The 16,281-nt window shown below is 73.8% G+C and carries 14 protein-coding genes and 1 riboswitch; of the genes, 3 read left to right on the top strand and 11 right to left on the bottom strand.

The window, feature by feature from the left end; translation table 11 throughout:
- Positions 1 to 49: 49 nt before the first annotated feature.
- The 3 genes from tilS to dacB form a co-directional block, all read right to left on the bottom strand.
- Positions 50 to 1,030 carry a tRNA lysidine(34) synthetase TilS gene (tilS, locus tag I601_RS08230; RefSeq protein WP_068108104.1) on the bottom strand — a complete coding sequence of 327 codons (981 nt, stop codon included), beginning with the start codon at positions 1,028 to 1,030 and terminating at the stop codon, positions 50 to 52.
- 10 nt (positions 1,031 to 1,040) lie between these two features.
- Positions 1,041 to 2,111, bottom strand: coding sequence for a zinc-dependent metalloprotease (locus I601_RS08225; protein ID WP_068108101.1), 1,071 nt, complete (start codon positions 2,109 to 2,111; stop codon positions 1,041 to 1,043).
- 73 nt (positions 2,112 to 2,184) lie between these two features.
- On the bottom strand, positions 2,185 to 3,687 hold the full coding sequence (dacB, locus tag I601_RS08220) for a D-alanyl-D-alanine carboxypeptidase/D-alanyl-D-alanine endopeptidase (protein WP_068108099.1): 1,503 nt from the start codon (positions 3,685 to 3,687) through the stop codon (positions 2,185 to 2,187).
- A 126-nt stretch (positions 3,688 to 3,813) separates the two neighbouring features.
- Between dacB and I601_RS08215 the strand changes: the two genes are divergently transcribed.
- Complete coding sequence (locus tag I601_RS08215) at positions 3,814 to 4,302, top strand: inorganic diphosphatase (RefSeq protein WP_068114591.1); 489 nt, start codon at positions 3,814 to 3,816, stop codon at positions 4,300 to 4,302.
- Between the two features lie 124 nt (positions 4,303 to 4,426).
- Here the strand turns inward: I601_RS08215 and I601_RS08210 are convergent, their stop codons facing one another.
- The 5 genes from I601_RS08210 to I601_RS08190 all read right to left on the bottom strand — a co-directional run bounded on the left by I601_RS08210 (position 4,427) and on the right by I601_RS08190 (position 11,342).
- Positions 4,427 to 6,457, bottom strand: coding sequence for an acyl-CoA dehydrogenase family protein (locus I601_RS08210; RefSeq protein ID WP_084527342.1), 2,031 nt, complete (start codon positions 6,455 to 6,457; stop codon positions 4,427 to 4,429).
- 41 nt (positions 6,458 to 6,498) lie between these two features.
- The gene (locus I601_RS08205) at positions 6,499 to 7,545 is read right to left on the bottom strand and encodes a phosphatase PAP2 family protein (RefSeq protein ID WP_068108098.1); all 1,047 of its coding nucleotides are present in this window, start codon (positions 7,543 to 7,545) and stop codon (positions 6,499 to 6,501) included.
- A 10-nt stretch (positions 7,546 to 7,555) separates the two neighbouring features.
- On the bottom strand, positions 7,556 to 8,557 hold the full coding sequence (locus I601_RS08200; protein WP_068108097.1) for an ABC transporter ATP-binding protein: 1,002 nt from the start codon (positions 8,555 to 8,557) through the stop codon (positions 7,556 to 7,558).
- Positions 8,557 to 10,215, bottom strand: a complete 1,659-nt coding sequence (locus I601_RS08195; protein ID WP_068108096.1) for an ABC transporter permease — start codon at positions 10,213 to 10,215, stop codon at positions 8,557 to 8,559. The genes I601_RS08200 and I601_RS08195 overlap by 1 nt, the downstream gene beginning before the upstream one ends.
- Positions 10,215 to 11,342, bottom strand: coding sequence for a thiamine ABC transporter substrate-binding protein (locus I601_RS08190; RefSeq protein ID WP_068114585.1), 1,128 nt, complete (start codon positions 11,340 to 11,342; stop codon positions 10,215 to 10,217). Before I601_RS08190 ends, I601_RS08195 begins: the two co-directional genes overlap by 1 nt.
- Positions 11,341 to 11,459: riboswitch (TPP riboswitch) on the bottom strand. It overlaps the preceding gene by 2 nt.
- Positions 11,460 to 11,521: 62 nt before the next feature.
- Between I601_RS08190 and I601_RS08185 the strand changes: the two genes are divergently transcribed.
- Both I601_RS08185 and I601_RS08180 read left to right on the top strand, forming a co-directional pair.
- On the top strand, positions 11,522 to 12,451 hold the full coding sequence (locus I601_RS08185) for an alpha/beta hydrolase fold domain-containing protein (protein ID WP_068108095.1): 930 nt from the start codon (positions 11,522 to 11,524) through the stop codon (positions 12,449 to 12,451).
- Positions 12,448 to 12,882 (top strand): GNAT family N-acetyltransferase, encoded by a 435-nt coding sequence (locus I601_RS08180; protein WP_068108094.1) that lies wholly within the window; start codon positions 12,448 to 12,450, stop codon positions 12,880 to 12,882. The genes I601_RS08185 and I601_RS08180 overlap by 4 nt, the downstream gene beginning before the upstream one ends.
- A gap of 102 nt (positions 12,883 to 12,984) precedes the next feature.
- On the opposite strand, the gene I601_RS08175 is transcribed toward I601_RS08180, so the two are convergent.
- From I601_RS08175 to I601_RS08165, 3 genes are all read right to left on the bottom strand, one after another.
- Complete coding sequence (locus I601_RS08175; RefSeq protein ID WP_068108093.1) at positions 12,985 to 14,091, bottom strand: MBL fold metallo-hydrolase; 1,107 nt, start codon at positions 14,089 to 14,091, stop codon at positions 12,985 to 12,987.
- Between the two features lie 79 nt (positions 14,092 to 14,170).
- Complete coding sequence (locus tag I601_RS08170) at positions 14,171 to 14,974, bottom strand: SDR family oxidoreductase (protein ID WP_084527340.1); 804 nt, start codon at positions 14,972 to 14,974, stop codon at positions 14,171 to 14,173.
- A gap of 49 nt (positions 14,975 to 15,023) precedes the next feature.
- A complete protein-coding gene (locus I601_RS08165; RefSeq protein WP_068108092.1) occupies positions 15,024 to 16,244 on the bottom strand; it encodes an oxidoreductase in 1,221 nt (406 codons plus the stop codon).
- Between the last annotated feature and the right edge of the window lie 37 nt (positions 16,245 to 16,281).

The raw sequence follows: 16,281 nt of genomic DNA, 5'->3' as shown, positions 1-16,281 counted from the left end.
CCCGACCCCATGCCCGGCCCCCGCCCGTGGGAGCTGCCCCGGCCCGGCGTCAGGTCGCCCGGGTCACCTCGAGCAGCCCGTCCCGCCGCACCCCACGCAGGTGCCCGGGGAGGTCGACCCACTTCTGACCCCGCCAGCGGGTCAGCAGCGAGTCGAGGGCCAGGACGTGCTCGTGGAACAGCTCGGCGGGCGGGGCGCCGGCGGCGACGGCGACCAGGCGCAGCACCCGCCGGCGCAGCGCGTCGGGGACGCCCTCGAGCGCCTCGACCGGGAGGGCGCCCTCGGCGGTGACCAGGTCGGCGTACGTCGCCTCGGCGAGGTCGTCGAGGAGGTCGGTGTCGGCGCGCAGCTGGTCGGCGGTGCGGGCCAGGGTGGCGGCGATGCCGGGGCCGAGCTGGTCCTCGAGGACCGGGAGCACGCTGCGGCGCACCCGGACGCGGGCGAAGCCGGGGTCGAGGTTGTGCGGGTCGTCCCAGACCTCGATGCCCTCGACCTGGCAGGCGGTGACGGTGTCGTCGCGGGAGACGTCGAGCAGCGGGCGGCGGTAGCGGTCGAAGCGGCGACGCATCCCGGCCAACGAGCGGCCGCCGGAGCCACGGGCCAGCCCCAGCAGCACCGTCTCGGCCTGGTCGTCGCGGGTGTGGCCCAGCAGCACCGCCGCGGCGCCGACGTGGTCGGCGACCTGCTCGAGGACGGCGTACCGGGCCCGACGGGCGGCCGCCTCGGGGCCGATGCCGGCATCGGCGCCGACCTGCACCCGCGCCGTCAGCGTCTCGTCGGCGCCGAGCGCCGCCATCTGCGCCACCACGCGCTCGGCCTGCGCGTCCGACCCGTCCTGGAGTCCGTGGTCGACGGTCGCGCCGACCACCTTCCAGCCGCCGGCGCGCGCCTCGTGCACGGTCGCGGCCAGCAGGGCCAGCGAGTCCGCCCCGCCGGAGCAGGCCACGACGACGACCGCGCCGGGGTCGAGGTCCTCGAGGTCGCGGCGCACGGCGACGCGGACCGCGGCCACCGACGGGTGCAGCCTCACAGCTGGCCCCTCACAGCACCCGGGCGACCCACGCGTCGGGGTCGTGGATCTCGGCCTTGCTGGGCAGGTTCTCCGGGCCGGCGAAGACGGCGTTGAACTCGCTCATCCCGGCCTTGTCGACGACCGCGCGCACGAACGCCGCACCGTCGCGGTACTGCGCCATCTTCGCGTCGAGGCCCAGCAGCCGGCGCACCAGCCGGTCGAGGGTGCCCAGCCCCTTGCGGCGCTCGTCGAACTTGGCGCGGATGCTGTCCACGGAGCCGATCACCTCGGGCCCGACACCGTCCATCACGACGTCGGCGTGGCCCTCGAGCAGCGACATCACGCCTGTGACCTGGTCCATCAGCGCGCGCTGCTCGGGGCTGCTGAACATCTCCACCAGGCTCCCGCCGCCGCGGGGGCCGTCCGCGCCACCGGTGTCGTCGGAGCCGCGGGCCGCGATCGCCGCCTTGATCCGACCGAGGCCGTCGTCGAGGAGGCTGGCGGTGTCCATGGTGCCGCTGAGCTGCTCGACCAGGGAGAAGATGTGCTCGCGCATCCACGGCACCGCGGTGAACTGCACGCGGTGGGTCTCCTCGTGCAGGCACACCCACAACCGGAAGTCGGTCGGGTCCACCTCGAGCTCGCGCTCGACGTGCACGATGTTGGGCGCGACCAGCAGCAGCCGGCCCGCCGGGTCGTGGAAGGGGTCGAACTGGCCCAGCACCTTCGAGGCCAGGAAGCCCAGCAGGCCGCCCACCTCGGCGCCGGTGACCCGCGAGCCCACCGCCAACGACAGCCCGGAGGGCGGCTTCTTCTCCATCAGCTTCGCCACCACGGGCGCCAGGACGGTGCTGAACGCGTCGGCGTTCGCCTGCACCCACCCGGCGCGGTCGACGACCAGCACGGGGGCGGTGTCGGCGTCGGCGTGCAGCCCGGTGAACTCCGCGACCAGCGGCGTGGACAGGTGCGCACCCGCCCGCAGCTCGGCCACGGCGCTGTCGGCCTCGGTGCGGCTGATGGCGGGGCCGTCGCCCGCGAGCCTGGTGCCCAGCCGGACGGCGAGGTCCCAGTCGATGATCTGCGGCGGGCTCGTCGTCATGGGCCGAACCTACTCACCCGGGCCCAGCACCCCACCCACCCCCGGTGGTTCGACCGGTGGTTCGACCGGTGGGTCAACCGGTGCCGGCGCGGGCGCAGCGACAGGCGCCCAGCGCGGCGGCGGCCCGGTCGAGCGCAGCCTCGGCGTACCCCTCGTCGGCCGCCTTGACCCGGTCGAGCATCAGCGCGAACACCATCGGTACGCCGTCGCGGCTCACGGCCGTGCCCGCCAGGCTGCTCACCCCGCTGAGGGTCCCGGTCTTGGCCCGCACCGCCCCGACGGCCGCCGGCGGGGCGTCGTCGAAGCGCAGCGTCAGCGACCCGCTGAAGCCGGCCGTCGGCAGCCCGCCGAGCAGTGCGCGCACCGGGTCGTCCGCGGCGGAGCCGACGACCGCCTGGAGCACGCCGACCAGCGTCTCGGGGCTGACCAGGTTCTCGCGGGACAGCCCGCTGCCGTCGTACAGGCGCTCGGGGGCGGGGACGCCGAGGCGCGTCAGGGTCCGCTCGACGCCGCGGACGCCGTCGACGAAGCTGCCCTTCCCACCGGTGGCGAGCCCGACGTGGCGCAGCAGCACCTCGGTCGCCTCGTTGTCGCTGACCTGGAGCAGCCGGTCGACGATGTCGTCGACAGGCGCGCTCTCGACCGCGGCGACCTCCTCGCCGCGCCCCGGCGCCCGGGACGGGCTGCCCTGGACCCGGACGCCCGCGTCGGCCAGGGCCTGCGCGAAGACGGCCGCCGCGGTGGCCGCGGGGTCGGGCACCCGGCCGTAGCCGGACTCGGGTCGACCCTCGTCGACCCACAGCGCGGTGATCGGCGCGACCACGTCGCCGACGTACGTCTCGGGCCAGCGCGGGTTGAAGGCCGGGCCCGAGAACAACCGGTCGTCGTAGCCGACCCGGACCCTGCGCACGCCCTGCTCGAGCAGCTCCTCGGCGCTGAGCCGGGCCAAGGTGGTGATGTCGGTGCGCGCGGGCACGCTGGTGGTGCCGGGGCGGTCGGGAGCCCGCATCAGGAAGGGGTCGCCGCCACCGACCACGACGAGCCGGTCGCCGCGCAGCACGGTGCTGGTGCGGAAGGTGGTGCCCGGCTCGATGGTCTCGAGCGCGGCCAGCGAGGTGATCAGCTTGGTGGTGGAGGCGGGGACGAGCGCACCGCCCTGCTCGTACGCCGCAGCCCCGGACAGGCCCGCGACCGCGACCGCGACCCGCTTGCCGAGCCGCCGCTCGCCCAGCCGGCGCTCGAGCGCGCGGCGCACCGCCGTCGGGCTCAGCTCGGCCGCATCGCCCGCCGCGAGCGGATCGGCCACCGGGCCCGGTGCGGTGAGCGCCGGCAGGCTCAGCCCCGGGGGCGGCGGCACCGCGGCGGGGTCGGCGAGCGGATCGGGCTCGTCCTCGCCGCCCAGCACCCGCTCGGACCAGGCGTCGAGTCGCTCCCTCGCGGGGTCGACCAGGTCGAGGCGCCAGGCCGCGGCACCCGCCGCCAGCGCGACGACGAGCAGCAGCACCAGCCAGGTCGAGGCCCGACCGACCTCGTTGGGAGCCCGAGGGGAGGAGTGGTGTGGGTCACGTCCGACCACCAGATGCACCTCCCCTTGCGCGTTTCGGGCCATTGTGCGCGAGACTGGCGGGGGCTCCGCCACGGGGCCCGACAACGACTTGAAGACCGGCCGAGCTGGCCGACCGACACGCGGAGGCAATACGTGCTGGAGTTCGACGTACTGGTGGAGATCCCCAAGGGCGAGCGGAACAAGTACGAGGTCGATCACGACTCCGGACGCCTGCGGCTGGACCGCACCCTCTTCACCTCGACCCAGTACCCGGCCGACTACGGCTACATCGAGGACACCCTCGGCCAGGACGGCGACCCGCTCGACGCGCTCGTCATCCTGCAGCAGCCGACCTTCCCGGGCTGCCTCATCAAGTGCCGCGCGATCGGCATGTTCCGGATGACCGACGAGGCCGGCGCCGACGACAAGGTGCTGTGCGTGCCCGCGGCCGACCCGCGCCTCGAGCACATGCGCGACATCAGCCACGTCTCCAAGTTCGACCGCCTGGAGATCCAGCACTTCTTCGAGGTCTACAAGGACCTCGAGCCCGGCAAGTCCGTCGAAGGCGCCGACTGGGTCGGTCGCAGCGAGGCCGAGGCCGAGGTCCTGGCCTCCTTCGAGCGCGCCAAGGCCCACGGGCACTGAGCCCCTGCTCGGCCGGCCGCAAGGTTCATCGGCCGGCCGATAGAACTCCTGGCGGGACGATGAAGCTTCATCGTCCCGCCATCAGTTTCAGCGGCCGGCCGACAAAGCTCCCGGCCGCCGGGCGCTAGGCCAGGTCACCGATCAGTGCGGCGGCACGCAGCATCTCGGTCGGCACGCCGAAGGCGTCGACCAGGTCACCCGCGAGCGGGCGCACCTTGCGGCACAGCGAGGCGACCTCGCGGCTGATCGCCTTCGAGCGCTGGGTGGAGAGCCGGCCGTGCTCCATGAACCACGCCCGGTCGGCCTCGATGACCGAGAGCGCGTAGAGGTCGCACAACAGGTTGAGGGCGACCTTCTGGTCCCCCTCGGGCAGCGCCCGGGTCCGGGCCACGAAGGCCTCGAGCACCAGGCGCTCCATGTGCGCGTCCGCGGCGCCGATGACGTGGTCCTGCACCCGGGAGAACACCGCCCCGGCGGGCATCCCCTGGTCGACGCCGCGCTTGAGCCGCCGCGCGGCGCCGCTGATCATGTGCTCCTCGCGGAAGCGCAGCATCGCGAGCTGGTACTCCGGGTCGAGCAGGCCGGCCTCCTGGTCCCACTCGTCGCCCCCGGGCAGCAGGTCGCGGACCCGCTCGAGGAGCTGGTGCACGCGGGTCTTCTCGACCACGGTCTCGACCGCCAGGCCGGCCACGAAGCGGGCCATGCCGAGCTGGTCCATGTCCTCGAACTCGCTGGCGTAGTCGGTGAGCAGCCCCTTGGCCACGAGCTGCAGCAGCACGTGGTTGTCGCCCTCGAAGGTCGTGAACACGTCGGTGTCGGCCTTGAGCGCGGCGAACCGGTTCTCGGCGAGGTAGCCGGCGCCGCCGCAGGCCTCGCGGCACTCCTGGATGGTGCGGGTCGCGTGCCAGGTGCCGAGCGCCTTGGTGCCGGCGGCACGGGACTCGAGCTCGCGCTTGGTCTGCTCGTCGTCGCTGACGCCGGAGAGCACGTCGTGCAGCTGGGTCGACAGCTCCTCCTGGGCGAAGTGCAGCGCGTAGGTGCGCGCGAGCAGCGGCAGCAGCCGGCGCTGGTGCATGCCGTAGTTGAGCAGCAGCTCCTCCTCGCCGTCGTCGCTGACCTCGAACTGGCGGCGCTGCAGCGCGTACTTCACCGCGATCGTGAGCGCGACCTTGCTGGCGCTGATCCCGGCGGCGCCGACGCTGACGCGGCCGGTGACCAGGGTGCCGAGCATGGTGAAGAAGCGCCGGTTCGGGTTCTCGATCGAGCTCTCGTAGACGCCGGCCGCGGTGACGTCGGCGAAGCGGTTGAGGAGGCTCTCGCGCGGCACCCGCACCTCGTCGAACCACAGCCGCCCGTTGTCGACGCCGTTGAGGCCCATCTTCAGCCCGTCGTCCTCGATCCGCACCCCGGGCGCGGGCTCGCCGTCGACCCGGATCGGCACCACGAAGGCGTGCACGCCGCGGCCCTCGCCGCCGACCTCGAGCTGGGCGAAGACGACGGCCAGCTCTCCGTGGGCGGCCGCGTTGCCGATGTAGTCCTTCCCCGCGTCCTCGCGGGTCGTGGTGATCACGAACTCGCCCGTCGCCACGTCGTACGTCGCGACCGTCCCGATCGCCTGGACGTTCGAGCCGTGGCCCGTCTCGGTCATCGCGAAGCAGCCCAGCAGCTCGCCGGTGATCAGCGGGCGCAGGTACCTCTCGTGGTGCCGCTCGGTGCCGAGCTGCTGGATCGCGCCGCCGAAGAGGCCGAACTGGACCCCGACCTTGACGAGCACCGACAGGTCGCCGAAGGCGAGGGTCTCGAAGGCCGCGATCGAGGCGCCCACGTCGCCGCCACCGCCGAACTCGACCGGGAAGCCCATGCCGGTCTGCCCGGTCGCCGCCAGCACGACGGTGAGGTCGCGGACCCTGTCGCGGTAGTCCGCGCGGCTCAGGGTCTCGGCGTCGGTGAGGATCTCGGCGTGCTCGACCAGGTTGTGCCGCACCAGGGCGCGCACCTCGGCGTACCGGCCGTCCAGCAGCCGGGTCAGGGCCGGGACGTCGACCGCGGGCTGGACGTAGCCGTCGGCGGCGGGCCGCAGGGCGCCCGACTCGTCGGTCGTGGGGGCGGTCGTCTCGGCGGCAGGTGTCTCGGCGGCGGGCGTCTGGGTCGACATGCGTCAGACGCTACCGCTCGGCCAGGGGTGGTCGCCGCGAGTCAGTCCTTGGAGACCGGGATCTTCGACGTGGTGGTCGTGGGGTGCGAGGCGAGCCCGCCGTGGTCGAACTTCTGCCCGGTCGCCAGCCCGCCGACGTAGAACGCGACCAGCGCGATCATGATGCCCGCGATGTCGTCGGCGACGTAGTGCCAGCCGAAGTAGAGCGTCGCCACGACGGTGATGCCGAAGTTGACCCAGAAGACGATCTTGAGGGCCCTCGAGCGCAGCGTGTACTGCACCATCAGCGCCACGAGCAGGGTGATCGCGCAGTGCAGGCTGGCGAACCCGGCGACCGACTGCACCTGCCCGGTCAGGCCGCCGAGGACGACGCCCTGCCGCGAGCTGACGAGGGAGTCCATCAGGTCGTTGGTGGGGGTCTGGGCCAGGTCGGCGTACAGCGAGACGTACTCCAGGCCGGGGCCCAGGGTGGGCAGCGCGTAGTACGACACGGTGCCCAGGCTCCAGGCGATGCACTGCGAGGTGACGAACCAGTAGCCGTAGGACATGTTGCGCGACCACACCAGCCACGCGGTCAGCGCGAGCGGCACCAGCGGCAGGAACCACAGGTAGATGTAGGACAGGATGAACGCCATCACGTCGGTGCCGAGCAGCCCGTGCAGCACGATCGCGGGGTCGTTGCCGAAGAAGAGCGCCCGGTCGAGCAGGTGCAGCTCGCGGTCGTACTTCGTCTCGATCATGAACGGCAGGAACGACTTGAGGTTCCGGTAGCAGACGTAGGTGACGTAGAAGCTCACGATGCCCAGGACCACGAGCGTGACCCGCTCCCGGTTCCAGTGCGTGCGCAGCCGCTCGCGCACCACGGTGACCATCGCGCCGGGCCGGCCCTTGGAGAACCACAGCGCCCGCGGCAGCAGGTCGAGCGCGAACGCGCCGGTCAGCAGCAGCGGCAGCCGCAGCCACGACGGGCCCAGGAAGCTGCCCTCCGGGTCGACCAGCCGCTTGTCGAGGATCCCGGCGGTGATGATGGCCCACAGGCCCATGGCGAGGGCGGTGCCCACGAGGAGGGCATAGGCACGGCGGTACACGGCCCGGAGTCTAGTGAACCGTCTTGGCTGCCGGGAGGACGGCCAGCCGGGTGGCGTCGACGCGCAGCGACACGCGGTCCCCCGGGCCGAGCCGCCGGTCCAGGCCCGCGACGGCGTCGCACTCCCCCACGGCGTCCACGTCGACCACGAGCCGCTGCTGCTCCGGGGTCGCACGCAGGGTGCGGACCACCCCGACCAGCGGTCCGTCGGGGCCGACCTGCAGCGCCGACCGGCGTACGGCGACCGCGGCGGTGGGCGGCCCGGCCAGGCCAGCGGCGCTGAGCACCCGCTGGGCGGCGGCGCCCTCCAGGACGCGGGCGTAGCCCAGGAACAGCGCGGTGCTGGTGTCGGCGGGCGCGCGCCAGACCGCCTCGATCTCGCCCTCCTGGACCAGGTGCCCGTCCTGCATCACCGCCAGCCGGTCGGCCACGGTGAAGGCCTCGTCGTGGTCGTGGGTGACCATCAGCGCGGTGGTGCCGGCGCGGCGCAGGATGTCGCGCAGGTCGCCGGCCAGCCGCTCGCGCAGCCCCGCGTCGAGGGCGGAGAGCGGCTCGTCGAGCAGCAGCAGCCGGGGCTGCACGGCCAGGGCCCGCGCCAGGGCGACCCGCTGCCGCTCGCCGCCGGAGAGGGTCGCGGGCAGCCGGTCGGCGTACCCCTGGAGGCCGACGAGCTCGAGCAGCTCCTCGACGCGCTGCGCGGTGCCGGGGGTGCGGCGCAGGCGCAGCGCGTAGCCGACGTTGCGCCCGACGGTGAGGTGGCCGAAGAGCTGGCCGTCCTGGAACATCAGCGCGAAGCCGCGCTTGTGGGTCGGCACCCGACCCAGGTCGGTGCCGTCCCACGCGATCGTGCCGGTGCTCGGCTCGAGGCCGGCCACGGCGCGCAGCAGCGTCGACTTGCCGCAGCCCGAGGGGCCCAGCACCGCGAGCACCTGGCCGTCGGGCAGGTCGAGGGAGACCCCGCGCACGGCCGGGACCCCGTCGTAGGCGACCGAGACGTCGCTGAGGGACAGCATCAGAAGGCTCCTAGGGACGGCACCCGCAGCCGTTCGACGCCGAGCACGACCACCGCGGTGGTGGTGGCCAGGATGACGGAGGCGGCCAGGGCCATGCCGTAGTTGAGCTCACCGGGGTGCCCGATGAGCCGGAAGATCACGACCGGCAGGGTCGGCCGGTCGGGGCGGGCCAGGAACGAGGTGGCGCCGAACTCGCCCAGCGAGATCGCGAAGGCGAACCCGGCCGCGGCGAGCAGCGGGCGCCACACCACCGGCAGGTCGACCGTCGCGACCGCGCGCAGCGGCCCGGCGCCCAGGGACGCGGCGGCCTGGCGCTGCCGGTCGTCGACGCCGGCCAGGACCGGCACGAGGGTGCGCACCACCAGCGGCAGCGCGACCAGCGCCTGGGCCAGCGGCACCAGCACCGGCGACTCGCGCAGATCCAGCGGCGGGGAGTCGAGGGTGATCAGGAACCCGAAGCCGAGGGTGACCGCCGAGACGCCCAGCGGCAGCATGAAGAAGCCGTCGAGGACCGAGCGCACCCGCCGCTCGGCGCGGGTGCGCGAGCGCCGGGTCAGCACGACCGCGACCAGCCCGCCGAGCAGCAGGGCCATCCAGGTGGCGTCGACCGCGGTGCGCAGCGACGTCACCAGCGCCTCCGAGGCCGGCACCAGCAGCGCCTGCTGCTCACCGGCACCGCCCAGGGCACGGTAGTAGGCCAGCGACCACGCGCCGTCGACACGCAACGAACCGACGACCAGGGTCAGCACCGGCAGCGCCACGAGCGCCAGGAGCAGCGCCGTCGCCGCCAGCTGGGGCACGTCGCTGCGGCGGGGTCGGCGCGGCGGGGTCGTGCTGCGCGCCAGGGTCGGGTCGGGCACCGCGCGCAGCCGGCCGGCCACGACGAGCAGCGCCACGACCGCGACGAGCTGGAGCACCGAGAGAGCGGCCGCGGCCTGGAGGTCGAGGTACTCGGTGGTGAGCAGGTAGATCTCGGTCTCGACCGAGGAGTAGCGCAGCCCGCCGAGGGTGAGGACGATGCCGAAGGCGGTGGCGCAGAAGAGGAACACGACGCTGGCCGAGGACACCACCGCGGGGCGCAGCATCGGCCAGGTCACGGTGCGGAAGACCTGCGCCGGGGAGGCGCCGAGCGCCGCGGCCGCCTCGCCGGGCCGGGAGTCGAGGCCCTCCCAGGCGGCTCCCACGCCCCGGATGACCACCGCGACGTTGAAGAACACCAGGCCGGCGACGATCCCGGCCGCGGTGCCGTCGAGGTCGACCCGGCCGCCGGTCAGCGCCACGACCGGCCCCGACTCCCCCAGCAGCTGGCGGAACGCGACCCCGACCACGACGGTCGGCAGCACGAACGGCACCAGCAGCGCCGCGCGCACCACCCGGCGCCCGGGCCAGCGCAGCCGGTGCAGCGCGTAGGCAGCAGGCAGTCCGAGCAGCACGGCGAGCACGGTCGCGACCGTGGAGGACCACACCGTGAACCACAGCACCCGGCCGGTGCGCGGTCGGGTGAGCACCTCCAGCACCGCCCCAACATCGAGGTCGCCGTCGACGACGAAGCCGCGCCCGATCATCCCGGTCACGGGCAGCACGAAGAAGACGCCGAGCACCGCCAGCGGCAGCCCGGCCAGGGCGGCCAGGCCGAGCAGCCGGCGGGGTGCGGTCATCAGCGGCTGACCAGGTCGCCCCACTCGCGCAGCCACGCGTCGCGGTTCTCGTCGATCTCGTCGGGGTCCACGGCCCAGGGCTCGTCGGGCCGCTCGGTGAGGTCGGCCCACTCGGCCGGCAGGTCGGTGCCCTCGACGACCGGGTAGACGTACATCGAGCCCGGCAGCGCCTGCTGGACCTCCGGCGAGAGCAGCCACTCCACGACGGCCTGCGCGCCCGCGGGGTTGTCGGCGCCGCGGAGCATGCCGGCGTACTCGACCTGCTCGTAGCAGGTGTCGAGCAGCGCGCGGGTGGTCGTGCCGCCGTCCCCGTCGACGGTGAAGGCCGGCGAGGAGTCGTAGGACGTCACGATCGGGCGGTCGCCCTTGCCGCCGCCCTGGGTGAAGTCCACCTGGTAGGCGTCCTCCCAGCCCTTGACGACCGCGGTGTCGTTGGCCAGCAGGTCCTCCCAGTAGCCCGTCCAGTCGTCGCCGTACGCGGCGATCGTGGCGAGCAGGAAGGCGAAGCCGGGTGAGCTCGTGGTCGCCCCGGAGGTGACGAAGAGGCCCTCGTACGCCGGGTCGGTGAGGTCGTCGAGGGTCTCGGGCGCATCGAGGTCGCGCTCGTCGAACCAGGTGGTGTCGACGTTGACGCACACGTTGCCGGTGTCGACCGGGGTCAGCGCGCCCTCGTCGTCGCCGGGCAGGCGGTGCGCCTCGACACCGTCGGGGGCGTCGATCTCGACCGGCGCGAAGACGTCGGCGTCCAGCGCACGGGAGCCGAAGGTGTTGTCGACGCCGAACGCGACGTCACCGATCGGGCTGTCGGTGTTGAGCACCAGCTGGCTGGTCAGGGCGCCGGCGTCGCCGCTCGCGCGCAGCTGGAGGTCGTAGCCGCTCTCCTCCTCGAAGTCCTTCACCAGCTGCTTGGGCAGGAAGAAGCTGTCGTGGGTCACCAGCACGACCTTGCCCCCGCCGGACGGGGCGCCGTCCTGGCCGGAGCCGGACGCGGTGACGGGGTCGTCGCCGGTGCCGATCAGCGAGCAGCCGCTGAGGGCGAGGCTCAGCAGCGCCGCGGCCGCCGTCCCCGTCGTGCGAGCGGTCCTCGTCGGGTGACTCGTCCTCGTCGGGTGGATGGGCGTACGCATGCGTCGCATCTGGACTCCCTTCGCCGGTGCTAGCCGGAGCAGGTTCGGAGGGTCTGCGGCTGGTCCGCACTCTCAGCACCGCCCGTGGTCCGGGCGGGTGCTCCCCTGTCTGTGTGCTGGCCAGCGTAGCCCCGACCTCGACGAGGCGGACCCGCCCACCCCCGTGGTGGGATGGCGCCATGCCGAGCCTGCGCCACGACCTGCTGGCCCTCCTCGTCCCGCGGCTGCGGGGCGCCGGCGCCGCGCGTGATGAGGACTCCGAGCGCGCCGCCGTCGAGGCCTGCCACGCGGACCTGGACCGCTCGCTGCCCACCCGCGCCGTGCCCGGCCTCACGCGCCGCTTCGACCACGAGGTCGACCACAGCGCGGGCTTCCCCGTGCACGTGCTGACGCGACGCGGCGCGTCCCCCTCGCGCACCCTGCTGTGGCTGCACGGCGGCGGGTTCGTCTCGCCGATCGACGCCCTCCACGTCCGGTACGTCGCCCGGCTCGCCGCCGCGCTCGACGTGCGGGTGGTGCTGCCCGACTACCCGCTCACCCCGGAGCACACCTGGCGCGACTCGCACCAGGCGCTGGTCGACCTGGCGACCGGGTGGGCGGGGCGCGGCGGGCTGCTGCTCGGCGGCGACTCGGCCGGTGGCGGGCTCGCGCTGGCGGTGGCGCAGACCCTGCGTGACCGCGGCGAGGTCCGGCCCGAGCACCTGCTGCTGATCTCGCCGTGGGTCGACCTGACCACCTCCAGCCCGGCCACGTCGTGGTTCGACCGTCGAGACCCGTGGCTGCAGCTGTCCCGCATGCGCCTCTACGCCCGGTGGTGGGCCGGCTCCGCCGACGACCAGGCGCGGCCCGAGGTCTCGCCCGCGCTGGGCGACCTGCGCGACCTGCCGCCGACGCTGATGTTCTGCGGCAGCCGCGACCTGCTGGTGCCGGCCTGCCGCCGCCTCGCCCGCCGCGCCGCCGACGCCGGCTGGGACCTCACCTACGTCGAGGAGCCCGGCGCGATCCACGTCTACCCGCTGCTGCCCGGCGTCCCCGAGGCCGCCCGTGCCTGGGACACGACCCTCGAGCTCGTGCAGGCGGCCCTCCCGGATCCGGAGTCCCCGCGATGACCCTGACCATCACCGCGCAGCCCTTCGCCGCCCTCGACGCGCGAGCGGCGTACGACGTGTGGCGGCTGCGCCAGCTGGTCTTCGTCGTCGAGCAGGAGTGTCCCTACCCCGACCTCGACGGCCGCGATCCCGAGCCCGGCACCCGGCACGTGCTGCTCACCGAGGACGGCGAGCTCGTCGGGTACGCCCGGGTGCTCGACGACGCGATCGTGTGGCGCATCGGCCGCGTCGTGCTGGCCCCCGCCGCGCGCGGTCGTGGCCTGGCCGACCTCCTCATGACCACCGCCCTCGACGTCTGCCCCGACCGCGAGGTCGTCCTCGATGCCCAGTCGCCCCTGGTCGGCTGGTACGCCAGCCACGGCTTCGCCGCTGACGGCCCGGAGTTCCTCGAGGACGGCATCCCCCACGTACCGATGCGCCGCCCTGCATGAGTCCCCGGTCGACCGGGGACTCCAGTACTTGTCAGGCGTTGCAACACCCATCAAGTGCATGAGTCCCCGGCTGACCGGGGATTCATGCAGCGGGTGCGGCGCTCAGGCGGGCGGGGCGGTGGCGTAGAGGACGCCGGCGTCGGTGACCTCGCGGGTCACCTGACCACGGGCGGCGAGCAGCTCGAGGTGCGCCTTGGTCTCCATGGCGGCCATCCCGCGGCTGAAGACGTCGAGGGCGTCGTACGCCGTCTCGTGGCGGGTCCAGCCCAGCCGGCCGGCGACGTCGCGGCCGGTGAGCGGGCCGGCGGAGAGCGCGGCGAGGCTCTGGTCGAGCCGGTCCTCGTGGAAGGCCAGGAGCTCGTCGACCCGGGTGTGGGTCGAGGGCGAGACCGGGCCGTGGGCGGGCAGGATGCGCAGGTCGGGCAGCTCGCGCACCCGGGCCAGCGAGGCCATGAAGTCGCCCAGCGGCTGGTCGGTGGCCGGCACCGTGAAGCCGATCGACGGGGTGATCGTGGGGAGCACGTGGTCGCCGGCGAAGAGCAGCTCGGCGTCGGTCTCGGCGAAGACGAAGTGCCCGGGCGTGTGGCCGGGGGTGTGCACGGCGTCGAGGGTGCGGGCCCCGACCTCGATGCGGTGGTCGCCCCGCATCCACGTCGTCGGGTACTGCCACAGCGTGAGGTCGGGCAGCTCCCCGTCGTCCATGCTCAACCACTGCTCGGCGACGTCGTGGGCGCCCGCGGAGCGCAGCACGGCCGCGAAGGGGTTCTCGGTGAGACCCTCGAGGTTGTTCAACAGGTCCAGCGCCGGCTTCTCGTCGGCCCCGAGCGCGACGTCGACGCCCAGCTCGCGACCCAGCACCGTGGCCATCGTGAAGTGGTCGCGGTGCACGTGGGTGACCAGGAAGCGGTTGATGTCGGCGAAGCCGGCCCCGATCCCCTTCAGGCAGCGCTCGAGCAGCTCCCGCGCCTCGGGGATCGCCCACCCGCCGTCGACCAGCGTCAGCCCGTCGTCGGTCTCGATCGTGTAGACGTTGATCGCCTTGAGCCCGTCCATCGGCAGCGGCAGCGGGATCCGGTGGATCCCCGGCGCCACCGGCCACGCACCCTCGGCCGTCCAGTGCTCACCGGAGTCCGGCGAGACGGCGTACGCCGTGGGGGTGCCCCCGCGGCCCGGGCGGGGCTGCTCCGTGGAACTGGTTGCCGAGGTCATGCAACCGACCCTAGGCGAGCAGCGCCGTCAGCGCGCGGACGGTCCCGGCCCCCCTCGTCGCGGGGGGACCCGGACGCGCTCAGCCGAGGTCCGGCAGGCCCAGGTCGAGGTTGGGCTGCTGGATGCCGCCGTCGACCTCGAGCACCTTGCCGGTGACGTACTGGCCGGCACGCGAGGAGAGGTAGAGCACCGCGGCCGCGATGTCCTCGGCCTCCCCGACCCGGCCCAGCGGCGTCTTGGTCTCGAGCTGGTCCATCATCTCGGGCTGGCCGGCCACGAACTCCAGCGCGCTGGTCATCACCGAGCCCACGCAGATCGCGTTGACGCGGATGCGGGGAGCCAGGTCGGTGGCCGCGAGCCGCGCCCAGTGGGCCAGCGCCGCCTTCGCGGTGCCGTAGGCCAGGAACCCGCGACCCGAGGCCCGGCCCATCATCGAGGAGATGTTGACGATCGACTTCTGCGCCTCCGCCTCGCTCTTCAGCATCAGCGGCACCGCGGCGAGGCTGAGGGCGTGCGCGGTGGAGACGTTGAAGTGGAACGACTCCTCCAGGTAGGCCACGTCGGTGTCGAGGAACGCGTTGGGGATCGTGCCGCCGACGTTGTTGACGACCGTGTCCAGCCGCCCGAACTCGTCGTACGCCGCCTGGGCGAGCGCCGCGACGGCGTCGGTGTCGGACAGGTCCGCAGGCACCACGAGGGCCCGGCGACCGGTCGCCCGCACGGCCTCGGCGACCTTCTCCAGCTGCGCCTCGGTGCGCGAGGACAGGAGCACGTCGGCGCCCGCCTCGGCCAGGGCGACCGCGGTCGCGGCGCCGATGCCGCGGCCCGCGCCGGTGACCACGGCGACGTGGTCGGTCAGGGTGAAGCGATCGAGGATGCTCAACGGGACTCCTGGGGTAGACGAGCTGGCCGAGAGCAACCTAGAACACGTTCTAGGCAGGCGGAAGGGGGGCCGCCTCGCGGACCGGGCAGCGGGTGCCTGAGTAGATGGTCGGCATGCACAGGTTGCAGTGGATGCAGGTGCCCACGCCGGCCCCGCCGCCCTCGCGCTCGCGGGCCAGCCGGTCGACCAGGTCGGGCTCGCGCAGCACGGCCCGCGCCAGGGCGACGTACTCGAAGCCGTCGGCCATCGCCCGGTCCATGGTGGCGAGGTGGTTGATCCCGCCCAGCAGCATCAGCGGCATGTCGACGGCCGCGCGGATCCGCAGCGCCTTGTCGCGGAAGTAGGCCTCCTCGAACGGGTAGGCCTTGAGGAACGAGCGGCCCACCGGCGTCCGCATGCCCCACTTCACGACCCCGCTCATCGAATCGGCGAACTCGCGGTGCGGCACGTCGCCGCGGAAGAGGTACATCGGGTTCATCAGCGAGGAGCCGCCGGAGAGCTGCAGCGCGTCGAGAGCGCCGTCGGCCTCCAGCATCCGGGCGATCTCGACGGACTCGTCGGTGCTCACGCCGCCGCGGTAGCCGTCGGACAGCGAGACCTTCGCGGTCACGGCCACCGCGTCGCCGACCTCCTCGCGCACCGCGAGGGCGACCTGGCGGGCCAGCCGCGCGCGGTTCTCCAGGGACCCGCCCCAGCGGTCCTTGCGGCGGTTCAGCCTCGGGGCGAGGAACGAGGAGATCAGGTAGTTGTGCGCCATGTGCAGCTCGAGGGCGTCGAAGCCGGCGCGCACCAGGGTCCGCGCGGTGGCGACGTACGCCCCGGTGACGCGGGTGAGGTCGCCCTCGGTGGCCGAGGCGACCATCTGCATCGACAGCGGGCTGGGCATCCGGCTGGCAGCGATCGCGCGCACGCCGTTCGAGCGGCCGTTGGCCACGGGTCCGGCGTGCCCGACCTGTCCGGCGATCGCCGCCCCGGTCTCGTGCACGGCCTCGGTCATCCGGGTCAGCCCCGCCAGGGTGTCGGGGCCGACGACGATCTGCTCGCGGTGCGTGCGGCCCTCGGGGGCGACGGCGAGGTAGGCGACGGTGGTCATCCCGATCCCGCCGCGCGCGACCTCGAGGTGGTAGTCGATGAGCGCGTCGCTCACCTCGCCCTCGGGCGTGCGGCCCTCGAAGGTCGCGGCCTTGACGGTGCGGTTGCGCAGCCGCACCGGACCGAGGGTCGCGGGCGCCAGCACGTCGGGGGCCGGCACATCAGGGGCGGGAGTCATGCCGCCATGCTACGACGCCGACGAGAACACGTTCTAG

The organism is Nocardioides dokdonensis FR1436, from assembly GCF_001653335.1.
Classification (GTDB): domain Bacteria; phylum Actinomycetota; class Actinomycetes; order Propionibacteriales; family Nocardioidaceae; genus Nocardioides; species Nocardioides dokdonensis.
Note: the sequence above shows the minus strand (reverse complement) of the source record. Positions and strands in the feature narration are given on the sequence as shown.